Origin of the sequence: Campylobacter helveticus, assembly GCF_002080395.1 — a bacterium.
GTDB classification, from domain to species: Bacteria; Campylobacterota; Campylobacteria; order Campylobacterales; family Campylobacteraceae; genus Campylobacter_D; species Campylobacter_D helveticus.
Window position 1 is genome coordinate 73,119 of record NZ_CP020478.1, and the last position, 20,221, is coordinate 93,339.

Here is a 20,221-nt window from a genome sequence, read left to right on the forward strand (position 1 = left end):
ATGAATGATTTAATCAATATCGAAATAGTAACTCCCTTGGGAATGATTTATCAAGGTAGCGTTCGTGCTGTAACTTTGCCCGGAAGTGAGGGAGAATTTGGCGTTTTAAAGGGACACGCGACCTTGGTTTCTTCTTTAAAATCTGGCGTCATTGATATAGAAAAGCAGGATTTAAAGCACGAGTTAGTAGCTATAGATTCTGGTTATGCTAAAGTAGATGAGAGTAAAGTTTGCGTTTTGGCTAAGGGTGCGGTTTGGGTTTGCGGCTCAAGTGAAAGTGAGATTGAGAAAAATCTTAACAACGCAAAAGATTTAATCAAAGCTATGAGTTCGGATAATGCTGCTTTAGCGGCAACTTTTTCCAAGCTTGACAATGCTAAGGTAAATGTATGAATTTCGAGGCAATATTTCATTTTTTCAATGAGTCAAGCCCTATCACTTATGTGGTGTTAGCTTGGCTTTCTTTTTATTTTATCCTTTCTTTTGCCATACTTTTCGCGAGATTGACTTTTTTGGCAAATTGGCGCAGTAAGGAAAAAGAGAGTTTGGAAAGTCTGCTTTTGGGAGAGAAAGATTTAAGTCGCACAGATTCTATTTTGAGAAAATGCACGGATACGAGTTTAGCACATTTAGAAATTTATAAAAATTTAGCCTCTCGTCGCTCTTCTTTGGGACTGACTTGGCTTAGTATCATCGCTTCGACTTCGCCTTTTATAGGGCTTTTTGGCACGGTTATCTCTATACTTGAGACTTTTGGGGGGCTTGGCACACAAAATTCTTTAAGTATCATCGCCCCAAAAATCAGCGAAGCCTTAGTTGCTACGGGTTGTGGAATTTTAGTTGCTATCCCAGCTTATACCTTTCATCTTATCATCAAAAGAAAGGCGTTTGAGCTTTTAAGCATTATAGATAGTGAAATTAAAGCTATTAGTTCGCATAGGGTTTAATGATGCCATTTGATGATGAAAAACCTGAGCTTAATATTACGCCTTTGGTGGATATTATGCTTGTTTTATTAGCCATTTTGATGGTTACAGCTCCAAGTATTACCTATGAAGAAAAGGTTAATCTCCCTCAAGGCTCGCAAAAAAGTGCAAGTTCGCCGAGCGTGAAAAGTCTTATTGTAAGTGTCAATGCTAAAAAAGAAATTTTTATTAATCAAGAAAAATATGACTTCGTATCTTTCGCGGATAATCTCGCACAAAAAAAGACACAATTTAACACCGAAGAGCCTGTTTTCATAAGAGCGGATAAGAGTTTAAAGTATGATGATGTGATTTTCGTTTTAAGAAGTGTGAAAAATTTAGGCTTTAGTAAGGTCGCCTTACAGACTGAATAATGATGAAAAATTATGGCTTGAGTAATCTTACCTCCTTTTGTCTCGCTTGTGGGGTTTATTTTATCGTTGTGGGCTTTGTCTTTTTTAGGCTAGTTACTATGCAAGAGCCTGTTTTAAGTTATACGGATATAAAAGATAGTTTTATTAATGTCGATTTAAGTGAAGCTTCTACGCAAATTTCAAGCCCTAAGCCCACTCCTAAGCCTCAAGAAACTCCGCTTAATGTTAATGACCTTTTTGCACAAACAACGAATAAAATGGTAAAAACGGAAAATGTTAATCAAAAAGCCACAGATTTTAACGCTCTTTTTGGCAATGTCAAAGAAATACAAGAAGAAAAAAGCACGCAAATTCAATCTTCCAAAAAATCAGGACAAGGCACAAATTCCCAAAGTGCCGCCGAATTATTAAAGCAATTAAATGACAATCTTATCCCAGAAGAAAGCACCGCAAACGGACAAAGCGCACAAGTGCAAAAAACAGGAATTTACGATGAGTTTTTAGGTAAGGTTGAAAGGGTGATTAAACAGCGTTGGAGTCAATACTATCCTAATCCTAAAAATATAGGCGTCAAGGTAAAAATTTTCATCGATAGCGAGGGGAAATTCGGCTACACTTCGGTAGAAAAGAGTTATGATAGCATTTTTGACGCTAAGGTTTTGGAATTCTTAGAAAGTCAAAAAGGCAAATTCATCGCCTATCCTCCTAAAAATAAGGGCGTAGCTATAACGATGAATTTGAAGGACGAGGGCGTAAGTTCGTTGTAAGGATAATAATAAAGATTGAAGGATAAATTTGACAAAAATATTAGATAGGTGTAACAATGTAGCGTTATCCACGCATAATAGCCATCTGCATACCATTTTGCAAAAATCACAAAAATATTTAAAACAAACTTTTAATCAAAAAGAATTAGCAAGATTCTACGCGCTTTTAGAGCCTCTTTATAAGCTGCAAGAAACAAAAGAGATTATTAAGGCTTTTGAAAAAATCTATTATGATTTTGTCAAAGAATGCTATCAATCACGCTATAAACACGATGCAAACCTAGAATCTTTTTTGCAAAATTCAAATTCTAAAAAAATCATTTGGGGCGATTGTCTGCAAGGCTTAAAGCAGATGAAAAGTGAATCTGTGGGGGCAATGGTAACAAGTCCGCCTTATTATAATGCTAGGGCTTATGCGCAATGGAGCGATTTAGATTCTTATATGAATGATATGGAAGCCATTTTAAAAGAGTGTTATAGAGTGCTTGATAATCACCGTGTTTTTGTCTTTAATGTGGGCGATATTTTTGATAACGATAACCTTTTCACGCGTTCTACTTGGGGCAAGAGGCGGCTGCCTTTGGGGGCGTATTTTATAATGCTTTTTGAAAAAGTGGGCTTTAGCTTTGTAGATGATATTATTTGGGATAAGGGGCAGGTGCAAAGTCAAAGGCATAAAAATGGCGATAAGCCCTATCCCTACTATCAATACCCTATGAATTGCTATGAGCATATTTTGATTTTTCATAAGCATAGAAATGATGAGACACGCTATCCTTGCCCTGTGTGTGGCTGTTTGCAGGTTAATGGCAATGCTTACACAGAAAAAGGGCTTAGAAGCTGGGAGTGTAAGAATCTGGACTGCTTTGAGCGAAGCAAGGCAAATCGTGGGAAGCGATTTAGTGCAAAAACTTATTTCACGCAAAACGAAGCGTTTAATCAAGGCAATGAGATAGATAAAGACTTCATTTATGCGTGGCGTAGGGATATAAAGGCAATAAATCCTGTGATAAAGATAAATTCTAAAGGGCAAAATACACTAGGGCATACCGCACCCTTTCCAAAAGAGATTCCAGAATTTGCAGTGAAAATGTTTAGCTACAAGGGAGAGCGCGTTTTGGATCCGTTTATGGGACTTGGCACGAGTGTAAAAGTAGCAGATGGGCTAGGCAGGATTGGCATTGGTATAGAGCGCGATATGAGTTTAAAAGAGAGCGTGTATAAATTCTTGGGTAAAGAAAATTTGGGGGAGTATGAGCTATGAGTGAGAAAAATATAGAATTAAGTCTAGAAGATGAAAAGAAAAAGCAAGTTATAGGACTCTATGGTGAAATGCAGTTAGCAATGAAGCTACATAGCTTGGGGTGGCAGGTGCATAGAAGCTATATTGATGAAGGGATTGACTTTGTCATCTCAAAATATTACTGCAAAGCTTGTGAAAAATTTAGCAATCAGTTTATAAGGCAGGATTCTTGGCAAGGCAAAAGTGCGAAATGCGTAACCAACCTTTGTGAATCTTGCAAGAAAGAAAGGCTTGATATTGTTACAAAATATTTGCAAGTCAAAACCAGCGAAGGGAAGCCTATTTATAATAAAGATAGACTTGTAGAAAATGAGCGAAATTTTAGCTTCCACCCCAAAATCCGCTATGATATGGATAATTGTGTATTTTATGTGTGGATAGCTGTTTTTGCGGACAGTGAAAATTTAGAACAAGCCACAATCCATTATTACATTTTCCATTCAAGTGCGGTAGTAAAATTTGATGATATAAGCCTACCTACTTATCAAATTACTGATAATCAAAAAACCACTTTGCGCATCAATAAGCAAGGACAAATTCTAAATAAAGGCAAGAAATATAACTATGGGTGTTTTAAGGAATTTTATAATTATTTTGAAATATTAGAAAAATTTTAAAATTAATGTTTTTTGAATTGAAGCAATTATAAATTTTTGTATTAAATTTTGATTAACATTAAGCTTTTTGTTTTTGCTAGAATTTGCCGATTAACTAAGGAGAAAAAATGAAAAAAATTTTATTGATTTTTTTGGCTATTTTTAGTATGGCGTGGGCGGAGGACCCTGTTATTGATGTTGTCAATAAGGGCGTTGTGCTACCAAAAATCGTTGTGAAGGACAATTCAAATTTAAGCGATGCAAATTTAAAGCGTAGTTTTTACAATATGATTGTCAATGACCTTAAGGTGAGTTCGAATTTTGAGGTAGTAAGTGAGGGGAGTGAGAATTTTAATTATACTTTTGAATATGCCCTTTCAAAAAGCGGGGAGAAGTTAAGTCTTAATGTCAAAATTAAAGCGGGTGGAGCGCAAAAGTCAAATCAGGATTATGTTTTAAATAAAGTTGAGCAATATCCTTTTTTAGCACACAAGGGCGTTAAAGATTCTGTGAAATTTTTAGGCTTAGCACCTGTGGAGTGGATGGACCATAAAATTCTCATCGCTAGAACAAGCTCTTCTAAACGCAGTCAAATTATAATGGCAGATTATACGCTCACTTATCAAAGAGTTATAGTTGATGGGGGTTTAAACTTATTCCCTAAATGGGCAAATGAAGCACAGACGATGTTTTATTACACAGCGTATGATCACGATAAACCAACGCTTTTTCGTTTTGATTTGACAAATAATAAAGCGACAAAAATTCTTTCAAGTGGTGGTATGGTTGTCGCTAGTGATGTGAATAAAAATGGCGATAAAATTTTGGTAACTATGGCACCGCAAGATCAGCCTGATGTATATTTATATGATTTAAATAATAAAAATTTAAGTAAGCTAACAAATTATTCTGGTATTGATGTGAATGCAAATTTTATAGGTGAGGATGAGACAAAGGTTGTTTTTGTTTCCGATAGACTTGGATATCCTAATATTTTTATGCAAAATTTAGGCAGCACTTCGGCTGAACAGGTCGTTTTCCACGGAAAAAACAATTCGGCTGTTTCGACTTATAAAGATTTTTTAGTCTATTCTAGTCGTGAGCCAAAACAAGCTGGAGTTTTTAATATTTATTTAATGTCTATTAAGAGTGATTACATTAGACAACTTAGTGCAAATGGTAAAAATTTGTTCCCTCGCTTTTCTAGCGATGGAGGAAGTATTGTTTTTATCAAGTATTTAGGTAATCAAAGCGCTTTAGGTGTTGTTCGTGTTAATGCAAATAAAACTTTTTACTTTCCATTAAAAGTGGGTAAAATTCAGTCAATTGATTGGTAAAATTTTTACTTTTTGGTTAAAAATTAATAATTTTTAGTTATAATTCTTTGGAATTTAACAAACTTTGAAAGGTCTTAAATGAAGAAAATTCTTTTTGCTTCAATTGCAACTCTTGCGATTGTTATTAGTGGTTGTAGTACTAAAAGTACTAGTGTAAGTGGTGGCACAGATGTAGATGGCACTCGTGGTTCAGGTGGTAGTGATGGTTGGGATATCGACTCAAAAATTTCTCAGCTTAATGACACTTTAGGCAAGGTTTATTTTGATTTTGATAAATTCAATATCAGAGGCGATATGCAGTCAGTTGTTAGCACAAATGCGAATATTTTCAACACTGAAGTAAGTGGCACAAGCATTACTGTTGAAGGAAACTGCGATGAGTGGGGAACTGATGAGTATAATCAGGCTTTGGGACTTAAAAGAGCGAAGGCTGTGAAAGATGCTCTTATTTCACAAGGTGTAAATTCTGATAGAATTTCTGTAAAAAGTTATGGCGAAACTAATCCTGTTTGCACCGAAAAAACTAAAACTTGCGATGCACAAAATCGCCGTGCAGAATTTAAATTAGCAAGATAATGAAAAAAATTACTCTAGTAGCTCTTTTAGGAGCTACTTTTCTTTATGCAGAAACTTCCGCTTTTGGTGCAGGAAATTTAACAAGTAATTCAGCCTATGGATTAACTTCAAACGAGAAATTGTTTAAAGATAAGCTCGATGCTTTAAGCAATGAATATTCTTCGCTTAATGCCAAGATAAATGAAACAAACGAGAAATTAGAGGGTTTGCAAAGTGTGCTTGAGGGGATAAATTCCCAGTATGCTAAATCAAATTCGCGCTTATCTCAACTTGAAACAAGTGGAGAAAATATAGAAAATAACCTTAGCTTAGAACTTAAAAATCTTAAGGCTTATGTTGAAGAAAGCAGAAAAATTCAAGATACAAATCATAAGCAGGTTAAGAAAATTTTAACTGAACTCAGCTCTTTAGTTGATTCTATTAACAATAATTATGTTTCTAAAAACGATTCTAGTGATGTAAATAATACAAAAATAAACCTTGCTACAATAGTAAATGATAATAATGCTACTAATGAAGAAAATGTTAGTGTAGCTCCAAAGGAAGTCAAGGTTGATGATAGCTGGAAAAAAGAGAAGCACAGTGAAATTCTAAAATTGGCGATTAAAGATTTAAATGAAAATCTTTTTGAAAATTCTAAAGCAAAATTGAATTATCTTATTGAAAAACATTATAAACCAGCAAGGGCAAATTTTTGGCTTGGCGAGGTAGAGTATAAGCAGAAAAATTATAATAATGCTATTGTCTATTATAAGAAGAGTTCAAGTATAAGCACTAAGGGAGATTATTTTCCAAAGCTTTTATATCACACGGCTATCTCTTTGGATAAGGTTGGAGATACAAAAAGTGCGAATGGTTTTTATAAAGCTTTAAAAACAAATTATCCTAACACTCCGGAAGCAAAAGCTTCACCAAATCGCAAATAATAAATTACAAGGAGAAATAATGGCTATAGAAAAAAATAGTGTAGTGTCAATGTTTTATGAGTTAAAAGATGCTAATACAAATGAGATTTTAGAATCAAATATTAATGCTCAACCCATTGCATTTATAGTGGGAAAGGGACAAATTTTAGATAGCTTGGAAGAGGAAGTGATGAAGCTTGATTGCCCTTCAAATGCCGATGTGCTTATTAAAAAGGATAGGGCTTTGGGCGATTATGATGAGAGTGCGATACAAACTTTGCCTAAAGAGCAATTTGCTGGTATAGATTTAAAAGTCGATATGGAGCTTTTTGGCGAGGGTGAAGACGGACAAACCGTGCGTGTTCGTGTGAAAGAGATAGGAGATAGTGAAGTTACGATAGATTATAATCATCCTTATGCTGGTAGGGATTTACTTTTTTCTCTCAACATAGTCGATGCTAGAGAGGCGAGTGAGGATGAAATTTTAACGGGTATTATAGCTGGAAGTCATAGTTGTTGCGGAGGTGGCGGACATCACCATCATCACAATGGAGGCGGAGGCTGCTGCGGAGGCGGAGGTGGCGGTTGTGGTTGCCACGGATGAGTTATGCGTTAATATTCCCAGGTCAAGGCTCTCAAAGTCTTGGTATGGGAAAGGATTTTTATGAGAATTCTCTTAAGGCAAAAGCCCTTTTAGATGAAGCTAGTGAATATAGCAAGATAGATTTTAAACGCCTTCTTTTTACACAAAATGATGACTTAAATAAAAGCGAATTTACGCAACCCGCTGTTGTTTTGACTTCTTTGATGGCTTATGTGGCTTTGTTGGAAAGAGAGCCAGAATTTCATCATAAAATCGCTTTAGGACATTCTTTAGGTGAATTTAGTGCTTTGGCTGTTAATGGAGCTTTTGAATTTTTAGAAGCAATCACTTTGGTCCATAAGCGTGGGATTTATATGCAAGAAGATTGTGCTAGGATTGAAGCGGGTATGATGGTAATTTTGGGATTAAAAGATGCTGTTGTTGAGGCACTTTGTGATGAAGCACAAGGGCAGGGTAAGAGCATTTTTGCTGCAAATTATAATTGTGATGGACAAATTGTTGTGGCGGGTTTGAAATCTCATTTGTTGGAATATGAGATGAAATTTAAAGAGGCTGGAGCTAAGAGGGCTATGCTTTTAAATATGAGCGTGGCAAGCCATTGTCCGCTTTTAAGTGAAGCATCAAATAAACTTAGTAAAGAGCTTGAAAGAATTGTAAAGCCTAATTTTTTGCCAGTGCTTTCAAATGTTACGGCTAAACCCTACGAAAGCAAAAGTGAAGCTTTAAATTTATTAAAAGCTCAGTTGGTTTCCCCTGTGCTTTATAAACAAAGTATCCAAAACACACAAGATGAGGTTGATTTTTTTGTTGAATTGGGTGCGAGTGTTTTAAAAGGACTTAATAAAAAAATTACCACAAAAGAAACCTATGCTTTGACAAATTTAAATGAAATTGATGAATTTTTAAAGGTTGTAAAATGAAAATAGCAATACTTGGTGCAATGGAAGAAGAAATAGCGCCCTTACTTGAGATTTTAAAAGATTATAGAAGTGAAGAATATGCTAACAATGTATATTATTTTGCAGATTATAAAGAGCATAAACTTATTTTGGCTTATTCTAAAATCGGCAAGGTAAATTCCACTCTAAGTGCGAGTGTGATGATAGAAAGATATGGTGCGCAAACATTGCTTTTTACAGGTGTAGCGGGGGCTTTTAATCCTAGCTTAGAAATCGGTGATTTGCTTTATGCTAAAAGTTTGGTGCAATATGACTTAGATATTACTGCTTTTGGACATCCTTTGGGTTTTGTGCCGGGTAATGAAATTTTCATTAAGACCGATGAGCGTTTAAATGCTCTTGCTCTTGAGGTGGCTAAGGAATTAAATGTTAAACTTAGAGAGGGGATTATCGCAACGGGCGATGAATTTATTTGCGATGAAGCAAAAAAAGCAAAAATTAGAGAAATTTTTAATGCTGATGCTTGTGAGATGGAGGGGGCAAGTGTGGCACTTGTATGCAATGCTTTAAAAGTGCCTTGTTTTATTTTAAGAGCGATGAGTGATAAGGCTGGAGAAAAGGCAGAATTTGATTTTGATGAATTTGTTGTAAATTCTGCTAAAGTTTCTGCTAATTTTGTGCTTAAAATGTGCGATAAATTATGATTAATCTCAGCAAAAAGCTCATAAGGCAAGTTGCCCAGGCTAATGCAAAATTTAAACTTATAGAAGATAATGATAGGGTGCTTTTAGGACTTAGTGGAGGTAAAGACTCTTTAGCTTTAGCTCATCTTTTAAAGCGTATGCAAATGCACGCACCTTTTAAATTTGAATTTGAGGCGGCGACTTTAAGTTATGGTATGGGGGAGGATTATTCTAAACTTCACGCACACTGCGAGGAACACGGCATTAAGCATAGTGTGATTGAAAGCAATATCTATGAAATTTCTGGCGATACTATTAGGGAAAATTCGAGTTTTTGTAGTTATTTTTCGCGTATGAGGCGTGGAGCTTTATATACTTATGCGCTTGAAAATGGGTTTAATAAACTTGCAATCGCGCATCATTTAGATGACGCTGCCGAAAGCTTTTTTATGAATTTTATCCATAATGGTGCTTTAAGAACTCTTGCACCGATTTATAAAAGTAAAAGGGGTGTTGTTATAATACGCCCTTTGATATTTGTGCGTGAAAGACAGCTAAGAGACAACGCTTTGATGAATGAACTTGAGGTTATAGGTAATGAATTTTGCCCTGGTATGAAACTCAGCGAGAAAAATATTAAATTCCCTCACGCAAGAGAAGAGGCAAAAGCTCTTTTGAATGAACTTGAGAGCAAACATCCTAAACTTTTTATCAGTCTTAAAAGTGCATTTTCAAATTTACATAGTGAAACTTTTTGGGAAGAACGATGAAAAAAGCGTTTGTTTTGGTGGATTATCAAAATGATTTTATTGACGGAAGTTTAGGTTTTGAAAAGGCTATTAGCTTAAAAAGTGAAATTTTGAAACTTTTAAGCGAATTTGAGGGAGATTTGCTTATTACTTACGATACGCATTTAGAGGATTATTTACAGACAAGGGAGGGGCAGAATTTGCCCATAAAGCACTGCATTAAAGGCACTAAAGGTTGGGATATGCCCAGCGAATTTGCGCCTTTTTTATCAAAAGCAAAGAAAATTTTTCATAAAAACACTTTTGGTAGCATAGAATTTGCAAATTTTATAGAAAAAAGCGATTATGAAGAAATTCATTTTTGCGGACTTGTATCACATATCTGTGTATTTTTTAATGTTATTCTAGCTTTTTGTGCGAAGCCAAATGCTGCTTTAATTCTTCATAAAAATGCAACTACAAGTTTTGATGAAGCTTTGGAAAATCACGCCTTTGAGCTTTTAAAGTCTTACGGAGTAAAGCTTGTAGGTGAGTAAATTTTTTGTAAGAAAAAGTTGTTATAATACTCATTTTAATTAAAAAAGGATAGCGATGTTAAGAGAGCTTTTGGAAATCAAAAAAGAAATGGAGCCCATCATCAAAGAAGCTAATGTAAAGCTTAATGTCCTAGCGCGTGAAGTTATCGTGCGTAAAAAAGAGTATGAAATTTATGGACCTATGGTTGATAGGGTGTATTTGGATAATGCTATTTATGTCAAAGTTATGTCAAGTGGGCGTGATGCAAAAAGTGATAATGTGCCAATTAAAAATGGTTTTTATATGGTTTTTGTCGCACCAGAAAAAGAAAGCACTAAAGATATTAAAAACAAGCTAAAAGTTGCTTATGAGGGTGTGGATAATAAATTTATTTCAACGCTTATTAGACAATGTCAAAGATTTAAAGAGATAATTTCTAAAACTCAAGCTACTCTTTCAAAAGCTTCCCAGATGAATGTTGTTGTGGAGACAAATTTGGGTGAAACTTCTGCAGCTTTGAAATTTAATATCACCATTAAATACACAAAAGAAAATCAAAAATTGACGCGTGAAAATTCTAAATCTGCCGGAAGTTTTAGAGATACAAAAACCTGCATTAATCTTGTCGTAGAAAAAAATACAGATTCTCGTGTGTGTGAAAAGTTGCTTGATGATGTGGAGAAATACTTTATTGGAGCGGGGTGATTAGATTTTTAAATTTCTCGTTTCTTTTTGTATGACTTCAGCCAACATTTGGGGCATTTCGTTTAATACTTCTTCTAGGTTTTTTTTAGCGTCTTGATTATTATTTAAGGCGAGTTTGAGGTGGATATTTTTGGATTTGATTAAGCCTTTGGAACTTGAGACAATTTTTAGATTTATATTTGCGTGAGCACTTGTGCTTTGAGCAATGAAATAATTTGTAAGATTAATGTAAAATTCATTTAGATTAATGACAATGAGATAGTCCATAAACTGGGCGTAAATTTTATCTTTATTTTTTTCGTGTTTTAAAAAAGGTGCGACATTGACCAATTTTGCATTTTGAGGGCTAAAATCACGCAAAACTTTTTGGCTTTGATAAATACCATTTGCGGTAGCATTTAAAAAATTAAGTTCCAAATTTCGTAGAGTTTTTTGCGTAAAAGAGTGAGAAAAGTCTTTGGCGCTGACTTTGTAGCGATTTAAAAAATAGTGAAATTTCTCGTTAAAGCTAAAAACAATACCATAATCAAGTGTCCTATCTTTACTTACGCTACTTTTTTCTTTAGGTTTTAGGGTGGAGCTGTCAAATACTGCTTTTTGTTGGTCTATATGTTCTTTTTTAACTTCTTGATTTAAATCGATAAGCTCAAAATTATCTTGTTCTTGCATTTTGATAATTTGCTTTTGTGAAAACTCTGCTTGTAAAAAATTAACAATCATAAAAAGTACTAAAAATAAACGCATAATTTTCCTTTATAGTTTTTCAAATTATAGCGTAATTTAATAATCAAAATCCTGTAAAAATTCTTTCTTTGATACAGCAATGAAGTAATCCGCCCTTAAATTCTGCTCATTGTAAGAAAGCAAATTGTTGTCAAATTTCCCCATAAAACCTCCGTTTTGATTCAGCAGGAAATCTCCAGCAGCGATATCCCAAATATTTAAATTTTCTTTACGCCTGTAAATTCCAGCTTTTCCCTCTAAAAGTGCGCTAAATTTAAGTCCCGAACTTATATTTAGAGCCTTTAATTTGTATTTAATAGCAAATTCTTCATCTTCTTTGCAAAGATGATTGATGCTTAGAAGTGCCGTATATTGATTTTCTTTAAAAAAAGCCTCATTTTTTTGAAGAGGATTTGAGTTTTTATAAACTTTACTTTCTTTGTGAGCGTAGAAAATTTCATCTTTTTCGGGACTTTTGATAAGTGCTAAGATAGGGCGTTTTTGGTGGATTAAACTTATCATTATGCAGTATTCATCTTGTCCTTTTATAAAGCCTTTTGTGCCATCAAGGGGGTCGATGAGCCAAAAATATTCCAAATTTTTTCTTTCTTCATAGCTTAAAATTTTTTCTTCCGATAGTATTTTAAAATCTGATTTTGAAAGCATTTCGCTAAGAATTTCATTTGAGGCTATGTCGGCTGAAGTGAGTGCCGTGCCGTCTTCTTTGGATAAAATTTTAAGGTTTTCTTTTTCTTTTAATATGGCTTTAGACGCTTTTTCTGCAGCATCTAAAGCGAGATTGAGATAGGCGTCTAAATTCATTTTTCTACTTCACCTAGGTAAAGTTGTCTTGGACGCACGATTTTAAGGCTATCTTGTTCTTTTTGCTCTATCCATTGTGCTATCCAGCCCGGCGTTCTTCCAATCACAAAAAGTGTGGCAAACATTTCATTTGGAATCCCCAATGCTTTTAAAATCAAGCCGCTGTGAAAATCAACATTTGGGTAAAGATTTCTCTGCACAAAATAATCATCTTGCAGAGCGATTTCCTCTATCCTAGAAGCAACTTTGATGAGGTTGGTATCTATGCCGATTTCATCGATGAGCTGGTCTCTTAATTTTTTAAGCACCTTAGCACGAGGGTCGAAATTCTTATAAACTCTGTGTCCAAAGCCCATAAGTCTAAATGGGTCATTTTTATCTTTTGCTCTTTTGATAAATTCATTGACTTTATCAACCGTGCCTATGGTTTCAAGCATACGGATAACGCCCTCATTTGCCCCTCCGTGTGCGTGTCCCCAAAGTGCGCCGATGCCAGCACTAATGCAAGCATAAGGGTGTGCGTGTGTTGAGCCTACTGCACGAACGGTTGAAGTAGAGGCATTTTGCTCGTGGTCCGCGTGAAGCATAAATACCGTATCAAGCGCCTTAACTTCGATAGGCTTAAGCTTAACATGGTCATAAGGATAGGTGCGAAGCATATACAAGAAATTTTCTGTAAAGCCTCTATCTAAATTTGGATAAGCCATAGGAAAGCCGTGTTTATAGCGATAAGCCGTAGCGACTATGGTTGGAATTTTAGCGACAATTCTAGCAGCCATTTCCATATATTGCTCTTTAACATCCATATTTAAATGGTCGGGATAAAAAGTAGAAAGCGAGGCAACGCCTGCTTGTAAAACAGCCATAGGGTGTGCGTTATTTGGAAAAGCGTCAAAAAGTTTGTGCATACCCTCGTGTATGAAAGAGCGTTTTTTAAGCTCATAGCGAAACGATTCTAATCTTTCCACACTTGGAAGTTCTTTGTAAAGTAAAAGATGCACAACATCTAAAAAAAGCTTATTTTCTGCAAGCCATTCAATAGGATAACCGCGATGTTTCAAAATCCCTTTTTCTCCATCAATGTAAGTAATTTTTGATTTGCAGGTCGCGGTGGAAGTCAAACCCTCATCATAGCAAAACATACCCGTTTGCTTATAAAAGCTTGATATATCAACGACACTAGGACCTAAGGTTGCATCGTAGATAGGAAGTTCGTAACTTTTGCCATTTCTATTGTCGGTTAGGGTCATTGTGTTTGACATTTGTTGTCCTTTTGTTTTAGTTTGTTTTTATTATTGTAACAAATAAGAAAAATTTAAAGCTTTTTAAAAAATAATTTACAAAATATTTATTTTTATTTGAGTAAGAAAGTAACAATTTTTTTAAAATTATTTGTAGGAATTTGAGAGAAATTTAATCATACTCATAATTAAAACGGCTTCTAAAAATGCTGTTAGAATTAGAGCTGAGTAAAGATTTGGCGTGATGAGCTTGGCAGAGTAAGAAAGTGTGGCTGTGGCAATAAGCAAGGTAAGAGGCATAGAATGACTTAAAGCAAAGAGCAGCATATTTTTAAAGCCGATTTTTTTGTAAAAAATGAGAGCGCTTATTATCCTTAAAATTACCATTGAAAACATTAAAAAGAATGCCTGTAAAACAACCTCATAATTTAAAAGCAAAGAGAGGTCAAAGGTTGTGCCGATGTAGAGGAAAAAAATGGGGATTAAAAATCCATAGCCAAAACTTGAAAGTTTATGCTCCAAATCCTTTTTGTGATTAAAAAAAGTGGAGATGAAAGAACCAGCGATAAAAGCACCTAAAACAACTTCAAGCTTTGTTATCATCATAGTTACTACGATAAAGATAAAAATTGCAACACAAAATCTTATATCTTTTTCATTTTTATCGTCCCAGGGCATTAGCAGAGTTTGAAGCTGAGGATACCACCAAAATAGCACTTTAAGCAGTTTAAAGCCTATAATGCAAAGTGCGAGGAAAAGATTAAGATAAAGCACACTTTTAGCTACATCAAGCGCACTTGTTTCTTCATTTAAAAATGCTCCAACCAGCGTTAAAAGCACTATGGATACAACTTCGGCTAAGGTAGCAACAAGCATAGAAACATTAAGCCAGTAGCATTCTCTACCAAAATCTTTATAGAGCATTGACAAAAGTCCCACACTCATTACGGGAATAATTAAGATGAAGATATAATGCAGTCCAAAAGTCCATACTAACAAAGAAGAAAGTGTGTAAAGCAAGAGGATATATAAAAAACTTTTTTGTGCGAGTTTTTTATCCATACTAAAAAAATTGTGTAAATTTACCTCCATACCCGCGATAAACATAAGATAAGCAAAGCCTATGTTAGCCAAAAGCTTAAAATTTCCACTTTCTCCAACGAGTCCAAAGTATGCCACCAAAGCCCCAAGCATAATTTCAGTTGCCGAAAGACTTAAGCGAAGAAATTTGGCTATATGTGGCGATAAAAGCAAACAAACAGCAATAATAATGAGAATTTTAAGGTCGATAAGATTTTGCGGGTCAATGACACTCGGATGCAAAACTAAATCCCATTTCTTTAAGCTTTAAAATATCCTTACTAGGCTCTTCTCCTCGTGTGGTAAGATAATCACCCACCACAATAGCCCCCGCCCCAGCTTCAAAAATTTCATATTGTCTATTTCCAAGCACCACTTCACGCCCCCCAGCTACCATCAAAACAGAATTTGGCAGAGCCTTTTTGCTATCTTTTATGATTTGCAAGGCTTCATCGGCACTTAATTTTGGCACTTTTAAATTTAAATTTTCATTTGCGATGAAAAAATTAATGGGACTTGAGAAAGGCTCAAGCTCTTTTAAAGATTTTCTAAAACTCATTCTATCTTCTTCACTCTCTCCCATTCCATAAATTCCACCACAACAAAGCATAAGTCCAGCCTCTTTAGCGTTTAAATTTGTTTCAAGGCGACTTTCCCAAGTGTGCGTGGTGCAAATTTGTGGAAAAAATTCGCGTGAAGTTTCAAGGTTATGATTATAAGAGAAAATTCCTGCCTTTTTAAGTTCTTTAAGTTGCTCTAAACTCGCTTTGCCATTACAAGCGATTAAAAGCAAATTTGGCTCGGCTTTTTTTACAGCAAAAGCCGCTTCGCATACATATTCAAGTTTTTCATCATCAAGTCCAAGCCCCGCTGTAACAAGGCAAAAGCCCAGAGCTTCATTTTTTTTAGCCATTTTGGCTTCTAGAACAATTTGGTCGATTTCTTTGCGGCGATATTTTTGGATATTAGTTTTTACAAAGGCACTTTGGGTGCAATATTTGCAGTCTTCAGAGCAATTTCCGCTAGCGATATTACAAATCGCACAAAGCATAATTTGCATATTTTCTCCTTTTTGGGCGTATTGTAGCAAATTTTTTTAAAGGATTATGACCTCGTTTTCAAGCTTTATGCCAAATTCCTCAAAAACCCTTTTTCTCGCAAGTTCGATAAGAAAAATTGCATCATCAAAGGTGGCATTTTTTTTGTTAATGAGAAAATTTGCGTGTTTTTCACTTAGTTTAGCGTCATTTTTACTAAAGCCCTTAAGTCCAACGGATTCGATTAAACGCCCAGCAAAATCTCCACTAGGATTTTTAAAAATAGAGCCAAAACTTGCCCCACTTGGTTGATTATTTCTTGCAAGTTTTAATGCCACATCTTTTTCTGTGTCAAAGCCGTAATTTAGCTTAAATTCCGCCCAAAAAAATGGCATATTTAAAGGACAAAAGCGATAAGAAAAGGCGATATCTTCGCGTTTTATCTCTCCTTTTGCTGTCATAATTTTGCTTAAATTTGTGCTGATATTGCAGTCCTTAAGTCCCGCATTCATTTTTAAAAGTCCCCCGAGTTTGCCCGGGATTTTGGTTAAAAATTCAAAACCTTTTAAGTTGTGTTGTTTTGCAAACTGATACATCGTGCTTGATTTTGTTGCGCAGCCGATTTGAAGCGTGATAAATTCGGTATTTTTATCAAGGATTTTAATGAAGTCAAATTTATCGCTTAAAATGCCCATTTTTTTAGGTGTATCGCTGATTAAAAGATTATTTGCCCCGCCTATAAGGAAGCCATCAAATTCCGCCACGCTATCCAAAAGCTCGACTTCAAACACGCTTCCTATACGCACTGAGGAATATTTTTTAAAATCAATTATCATTTAATGAAAGTTGGAATTTGATTGAGTATATTCTCAGTAAAATCAATCATCGTTGAGGTCATCCAAGGCATTAAAAAGATGATAACAACGACAACTAAAATGATTTTAGGAACGAAAGAAAGAGTCATTTCGTTTATCTGTGTTGTTGCTTGGAAAATGCTAATGATAAGTCCCGCAATAAGTCCCGCTAAAAGCATAGGTAAGGAAAGCAAAAGCGTTACCTTAAAAGTTGCTACGCCAAGTGCCACAAGGGTGCTTTCTTCCATACTTTTCCTTTATAAATTCCTAGCTTCTTCATACTCACTAGGGATAAGATAGTCATTTGCTTTTAGGATTTTATCATAAAATTTATAATCATAACCCAGCTTAAAGAGCATATCTAGAGCTTGCAACTGTATTTCGCTCATCGAAATGGAATTTTTATTTGCGTAGAGGTTTAAATAAGTGTCAAGTTTAGCCTCATCTACGCGGATTAAGCCTCTTTCCATAAGCATTGGTGCTAAGATGGAGCGATTATGATGTGCTAAAAAAACAGCTTTTGTTAAATCTTTTTCTATCTTAATCGCATCGCTTAAAGGAAGGGAGCGTCTAAGTGCCATTCCACCAAGAGGCAGGGGCAAATTTTCTTTAGTAAGTTCTAGCCAAATATCCCAAAGTTCTGCTTCAACACATAAGCTTTCATTAAATTCTAAAATGCTTTCGTGGATTAAAACCCCTGCATCGACTTCATTTTCTAGCACGGCTTTTTCTATTTCTAGGAAATTTTTATAAATAATTCTTGCTTCTGGGTATTTAATGCGAAAAATAAGAGCATTTGTTGTATTTGCACCACTTAGGGCGACTTTAAAATTGCGTTTTAAAACTTTATCTTTTTTTTTGATGAGTTTAGGTCCATAACCCTCACCAAAGCTTACAGCTGTGCGTAAAAGAGCATAATCTTTTGCGATGAGCGGATAAAGTGCAAAAGAAATGGCTGTGGCGTCAAATTCATTTTTTAAGGCTAAATTATTAAGGGTTTGGATATCTAGGGCTTGATTATGGTAAGTAAAAGCACCAATCCAACCAAATTTAATCGCCATATACATAAAAATATCATCGGCATCTGGAGAATGTGCTATGTGAATTTCTTTCATAAATTTTTTCCTATATTTTGATTTGGCAATAAATTATTATTTTTATTTGGTTAGAATTCTAACCATATTTTTTAAATTTTAAGGATTATAATGGATGATAATAAGAAAAAATCTTTAGACGCCGCTTTAAAAAGTCTTGATAAGGCTTTTGGAAAAGGCACGATTTTAAGGCTTGGCGATAAGGAAGTTGAGCAAATTGATAGTATAGGCACTGGTTCTGTTGGGCTTGATTTGGCTTTAGGTATAGGGGGTGTTCCTAAGGGTAGAATTATAGAAATTTATGGACCTGAAAGCTCAGGTAAGACAACGCTGACACTTCACATTATTGCAGAATGTCAAAAGGCTGGGGGTGTTTGTGCGTTTATTGATGCTGAGCACGCTTTAGATGTAAAATATGCTAAAAATTTGGGTGTGGATACGGATAATCTTTACATTTCTCAGCCTGATTTTGGTGAGCAAGCTTTGGAGATTGTAGAAACCATAGCTAGAAGTGGGGCGATTGATTTAATTGTCGTTGATAGTGTGGCAGCACTGACACCAAAGGCAGAAATTGACGGAGATATGGGAGACCAGCATGTGGGGCTTCAAGCGCGTTTGATGTCTCAAGCCTTAAGAAAGCTTACGGGCATAGTGCATAAAATGAATACCACGGTTGTTTTTATCAATCAAATTCGTATGAAAATCGGTGCTATGGGTTATGGCACACCCGAAACGACAACGGGCGGGAATGCGCTTAAATTTTATGCTTCTGTGCGTCTTGATGTGAGAAAAGTTGCCACACTTAAGCAAAATGAAGAGCCTATTGGTAACCGCGTTAAAGTTAAGGTTGTGAAAAATAAGGTCGCTCCTCCTTTTAGAGTGGCTGAATTTGATGTGATGTATGGAGAAGGACTTAGTCGCGAGGGCGAGTTAATCGACTATGGGGTTAAGCTTGACATTGTCGATAAAAGTGGAGCGTGGTTTTCTTATAAAGATAAAAAACTAGGACAAGGTAGAGAAAATTCTAAGGCTTTTCTAAAAGAAAATCCAGAAATTGCTGATGAAATCACCAAAGCTATACAAAATTCTATGGGTATAGAGGGTGTGATGAGTGATAGTGGTGAAGAGGAGGAAGAATAATGTTAGTTATTGAAGATGTAAGAGCTTACGAGGTTTTAGATAGTAGGGGTAATCCTAGCGTAAAAGCGGAGGTTATTTTAAGTGATGGTAGCTTAGGCTCTGCCATAGTTCCAAGTGGTGCTAGCACGGGTTCTAAAGAGGCTTTGGAGCTTAGAGATGGGGAGGCTAGATTTGGCGGAAAGGGTGTTTTAAAGGCTATTTCTAACATTAATGAGAGCATAGCAGATGAAATTACGGGGCTTGACGCTTTTAATCAAATTCAGCTTGATGAGGTTTTGCGTGAGCTTGATGGAACGAAAAATTATTCTAAACTTGGTGCTAATGCGACTTTGGGTGTTTCTATGGCAAATGCGAGGGCGGTGGCAAATGCACTTGGAATGCCACTTTATCGTTATTTAGGTGGGGCAAATGCGAGTGTTTTGCCTGTGCCTATGTGTAATATCATTAATGGTGGCGCACACGCAAATAATAGCGTTGATTTTCAAGAATATATGATTATGCCTTATGGTTTTGTCAGCTTTAAAGAGGGTTTGAGGGCTGTTTGTGAAATTTATGCGGTCTTAAAAAAGGAATTGGCAAACAACGGACACCCTACTGCCTTAGGTGATGAGGGTGGTTTTGCGCCAAATTTAGCAAATAATACTGAGCCGATTGAGTTTTTGATGACTTGCATTAAAAAAGCGGGTTATGAAAAGCAAATTAAAATCGCCCTAGATGTTGCTAGCACAGAATTTTATAAAGATGGCAAGTATCATTTGGAAAATAGAACTTTTACGAGTGAAGAGCTGATTGCAAGATATGTAGAGCTTTGTGCAAAGTATCCAATTTGTAGTATTGAAGATGGCTTGGCGGAGAATGATTTTGAGGGTTGGATAAAGCTTACTGAAACTTTAGGAAGTAAAATTCAGCTTGTGGGTGATGATTTGTTTGTAACAAATGAAGAAATTTTAAAAGAGGGCATAGAGAAAAAAATGGCAAATGCTATTTTAATCAAACCTAATCAAATAGGCACATTAACCCAAACAATGCGAACCGTGCGTTTAGCGCAAAGAAATAATTATAAGTGCATAATGTCGCACCGCTCTGGTGAGAGTGAGGATGCTTTCATTGCGGATTTTGCTGTGGCTTTAAATACGGGGCAAATTAAAACAGGCGCTCCAGCTCGTGCGGATAGGACGGCTAAGTATAATAGACTGCTTGAAATTGAGCTTGAAAATGATGAGTATTTAGGAGAGGGACTCTGAGCGATTT

At 35.6% G+C, this 20,221-nt stretch carries 25 protein-coding genes; 17 read left to right on the plus strand and 8 right to left on the minus strand.

Going from position 1 to position 20,221, the window contains the following annotated elements; genetic code table 11:
• The 15 genes from atpC (at window position 1) to CHELV3228_RS00435 (ending at window position 10,979) form a co-directional block, all read left to right on the plus strand.
• Window positions 1–393: an ATP synthase F1 subunit epsilon gene (gene atpC / locus CHELV3228_RS00365; RefSeq protein WP_082199019.1), complete on the plus strand. Its 393-nt coding sequence runs from the start codon at window positions 1–3 to the stop codon at window positions 391–393.
• On the plus strand, window positions 390–947 hold the full coding sequence (locus tag CHELV3228_RS00370; protein WP_082199020.1) for a MotA/TolQ/ExbB proton channel family protein: 558 nt from the start codon (window positions 390–392) through the stop codon (window positions 945–947). The genes atpC and CHELV3228_RS00370 overlap by 4 nt, the downstream gene beginning before the upstream one ends.
• 2 nt (window positions 948–949) lie before the next feature.
• A complete protein-coding gene (locus CHELV3228_RS00375) occupies window positions 950–1,339 on the plus strand; it encodes an ExbD/TolR family protein (protein WP_082199021.1) in 390 nt (129 codons plus the stop codon).
• A 2-nt stretch (window positions 1,340–1,341) separates the two neighbouring features.
• The gene (locus CHELV3228_RS00380; RefSeq protein WP_082199022.1) at window positions 1,342–2,106 is read left to right on the plus strand and encodes a TonB C-terminal domain-containing protein; all 765 of its coding nucleotides are present in this window, start codon (window positions 1,342–1,344) and stop codon (window positions 2,104–2,106) included.
• 28 nt (window positions 2,107–2,134) lie between these two features.
• Window positions 2,135–3,370 (plus strand): DNA-methyltransferase, encoded by a 1,236-nt coding sequence (locus tag CHELV3228_RS00385; RefSeq protein WP_082199023.1) that lies wholly within the window; start codon window positions 2,135–2,137, stop codon window positions 3,368–3,370.
• Complete coding sequence (locus CHELV3228_RS00390; protein WP_082199024.1) at window positions 3,367–4,026, plus strand: hypothetical protein; 660 nt, start codon at window positions 3,367–3,369, stop codon at window positions 4,024–4,026. The genes CHELV3228_RS00385 and CHELV3228_RS00390 overlap by 4 nt, the downstream gene beginning before the upstream one ends.
• Before the next feature lie 107 nt (window positions 4,027–4,133).
• Window positions 4,134–5,342 (plus strand): Tol-Pal system protein TolB, encoded by a 1,209-nt coding sequence (gene tolB, locus CHELV3228_RS00395; RefSeq protein ID WP_082199025.1) that lies wholly within the window; start codon window positions 4,134–4,136, stop codon window positions 5,340–5,342.
• Between the two features lie 78 nt (window positions 5,343–5,420).
• Window positions 5,421–5,918, plus strand: a complete 498-nt coding sequence (pal, locus tag CHELV3228_RS00400; protein WP_082199026.1) for a peptidoglycan-associated lipoprotein Pal — start codon at window positions 5,421–5,423, stop codon at window positions 5,916–5,918.
• On the plus strand, window positions 5,918–6,844 hold the full coding sequence (locus CHELV3228_RS00405; RefSeq protein WP_082199027.1) for a tetratricopeptide repeat protein: 927 nt from the start codon (window positions 5,918–5,920) through the stop codon (window positions 6,842–6,844). Before pal ends, CHELV3228_RS00405 begins: the two co-directional genes overlap by 1 nt.
• A gap of 19 nt (window positions 6,845–6,863) precedes the next feature.
• Window positions 6,864–7,427, plus strand: a complete 564-nt coding sequence (locus tag CHELV3228_RS00410) for an FKBP-type peptidyl-prolyl cis-trans isomerase (RefSeq protein WP_082199028.1) — start codon at window positions 6,864–6,866, stop codon at window positions 7,425–7,427.
• A complete protein-coding gene (fabD, locus tag CHELV3228_RS00415) occupies window positions 7,424–8,347 on the plus strand; it encodes an ACP S-malonyltransferase (RefSeq protein ID WP_082199029.1) in 924 nt (307 codons plus the stop codon). The genes CHELV3228_RS00410 and fabD overlap by 4 nt, the downstream gene beginning before the upstream one ends.
• Window positions 8,344–9,030 (plus strand): 5'-methylthioadenosine/adenosylhomocysteine nucleosidase, encoded by a 687-nt coding sequence (locus tag CHELV3228_RS00420; protein ID WP_082199030.1) that lies wholly within the window; start codon window positions 8,344–8,346, stop codon window positions 9,028–9,030. The genes fabD and CHELV3228_RS00420 overlap by 4 nt, the downstream gene beginning before the upstream one ends.
• Window positions 9,027–9,779 (plus strand): tRNA 2-thiocytidine biosynthesis TtcA family protein, encoded by a 753-nt coding sequence (locus CHELV3228_RS00425; RefSeq protein WP_082199031.1) that lies wholly within the window; start codon window positions 9,027–9,029, stop codon window positions 9,777–9,779. The genes CHELV3228_RS00420 and CHELV3228_RS00425 overlap by 4 nt, the downstream gene beginning before the upstream one ends.
• Window positions 9,776–10,294, plus strand: coding sequence for a cysteine hydrolase family protein (locus CHELV3228_RS00430; protein ID WP_082199032.1), 519 nt, complete (start codon window positions 9,776–9,778; stop codon window positions 10,292–10,294). Before CHELV3228_RS00425 ends, CHELV3228_RS00430 begins: the two co-directional genes overlap by 4 nt.
• 55 nt (window positions 10,295–10,349) lie before the next feature.
• The gene (locus tag CHELV3228_RS00435; RefSeq protein ID WP_082199033.1) at window positions 10,350–10,979 is read left to right on the plus strand and encodes a hypothetical protein; all 630 of its coding nucleotides are present in this window, start codon (window positions 10,350–10,352) and stop codon (window positions 10,977–10,979) included.
• Here CHELV3228_RS00435 and CHELV3228_RS00440 read toward each other — a convergent pair whose 3' ends face one another.
• The 8 genes from CHELV3228_RS00440 to CHELV3228_RS00475 all read right to left on the minus strand — a co-directional run bounded on the left by CHELV3228_RS00440 (window position 10,980) and on the right by CHELV3228_RS00475 (window position 17,851).
• Window positions 10,980–11,723: a hypothetical protein gene (locus tag CHELV3228_RS00440; RefSeq protein WP_082199034.1), complete on the minus strand. Its 744-nt coding sequence runs from the start codon at window positions 11,721–11,723 to the stop codon at window positions 10,980–10,982.
• A 36-nt stretch (window positions 11,724–11,759) separates the two neighbouring features.
• Window positions 11,760–12,524: a 3'(2'),5'-bisphosphate nucleotidase CysQ family protein gene (locus CHELV3228_RS00445; RefSeq protein WP_082199035.1), complete on the minus strand. Its 765-nt coding sequence runs from the start codon at window positions 12,522–12,524 to the stop codon at window positions 11,760–11,762.
• The gene (locus CHELV3228_RS00450; RefSeq protein ID WP_082199036.1) at window positions 12,521–13,786 is read right to left on the minus strand and encodes a citrate synthase; all 1,266 of its coding nucleotides are present in this window, start codon (window positions 13,784–13,786) and stop codon (window positions 12,521–12,523) included. The genes CHELV3228_RS00445 and CHELV3228_RS00450 overlap by 4 nt, the downstream gene beginning before the upstream one ends.
• 126 nt (window positions 13,787–13,912) lie before the next feature.
• On the minus strand, window positions 13,913–15,088 hold the full coding sequence (locus CHELV3228_RS00455; protein ID WP_082199037.1) for a cation:proton antiporter: 1,176 nt from the start codon (window positions 15,086–15,088) through the stop codon (window positions 13,913–13,915).
• Window positions 15,069–15,905 (minus strand): biotin synthase, encoded by an 837-nt coding sequence (locus CHELV3228_RS00460; RefSeq protein ID WP_082199038.1) that lies wholly within the window; start codon window positions 15,903–15,905, stop codon window positions 15,069–15,071. Before CHELV3228_RS00460 ends, CHELV3228_RS00455 begins: the two co-directional genes overlap by 20 nt.
• Before the next feature lie 36 nt (window positions 15,906–15,941).
• Window positions 15,942–16,718 (minus strand): UDP-N-acetylmuramate dehydrogenase, encoded by a 777-nt coding sequence (locus tag CHELV3228_RS00465; protein ID WP_082199039.1) that lies wholly within the window; start codon window positions 16,716–16,718, stop codon window positions 15,942–15,944.
• On the minus strand, window positions 16,715–16,984 hold the full coding sequence (gene fliQ, locus CHELV3228_RS00470; protein ID WP_082199040.1) for a flagellar biosynthesis protein FliQ: 270 nt from the start codon (window positions 16,982–16,984) through the stop codon (window positions 16,715–16,717). The genes CHELV3228_RS00465 and fliQ overlap by 4 nt, the downstream gene beginning before the upstream one ends.
• Before the next feature lie 9 nt (window positions 16,985–16,993).
• A complete protein-coding gene (locus tag CHELV3228_RS00475) occupies window positions 16,994–17,851 on the minus strand; it encodes a menaquinone biosynthesis family protein (RefSeq protein WP_082199041.1) in 858 nt (285 codons plus the stop codon).
• Window positions 17,852–17,941: 90 nt separating this feature from the next.
• Here CHELV3228_RS00475 and recA point away from each other — a divergent pair, with 90 nt between their 5' ends.
• Together recA and eno are read left to right on the plus strand one after the other, a co-directional pair.
• A complete protein-coding gene (gene recA / locus CHELV3228_RS00480) occupies window positions 17,942–18,970 on the plus strand; it encodes a recombinase RecA (protein ID WP_082199042.1) in 1,029 nt (342 codons plus the stop codon).
• On the plus strand, window positions 18,970–20,214 hold the full coding sequence (gene eno / locus CHELV3228_RS00485; RefSeq protein ID WP_082199043.1) for a phosphopyruvate hydratase: 1,245 nt from the start codon (window positions 18,970–18,972) through the stop codon (window positions 20,212–20,214). Before recA ends, eno begins: the two co-directional genes overlap by 1 nt.
• Window positions 20,215–20,221: the final 7 nt, after the last annotated feature.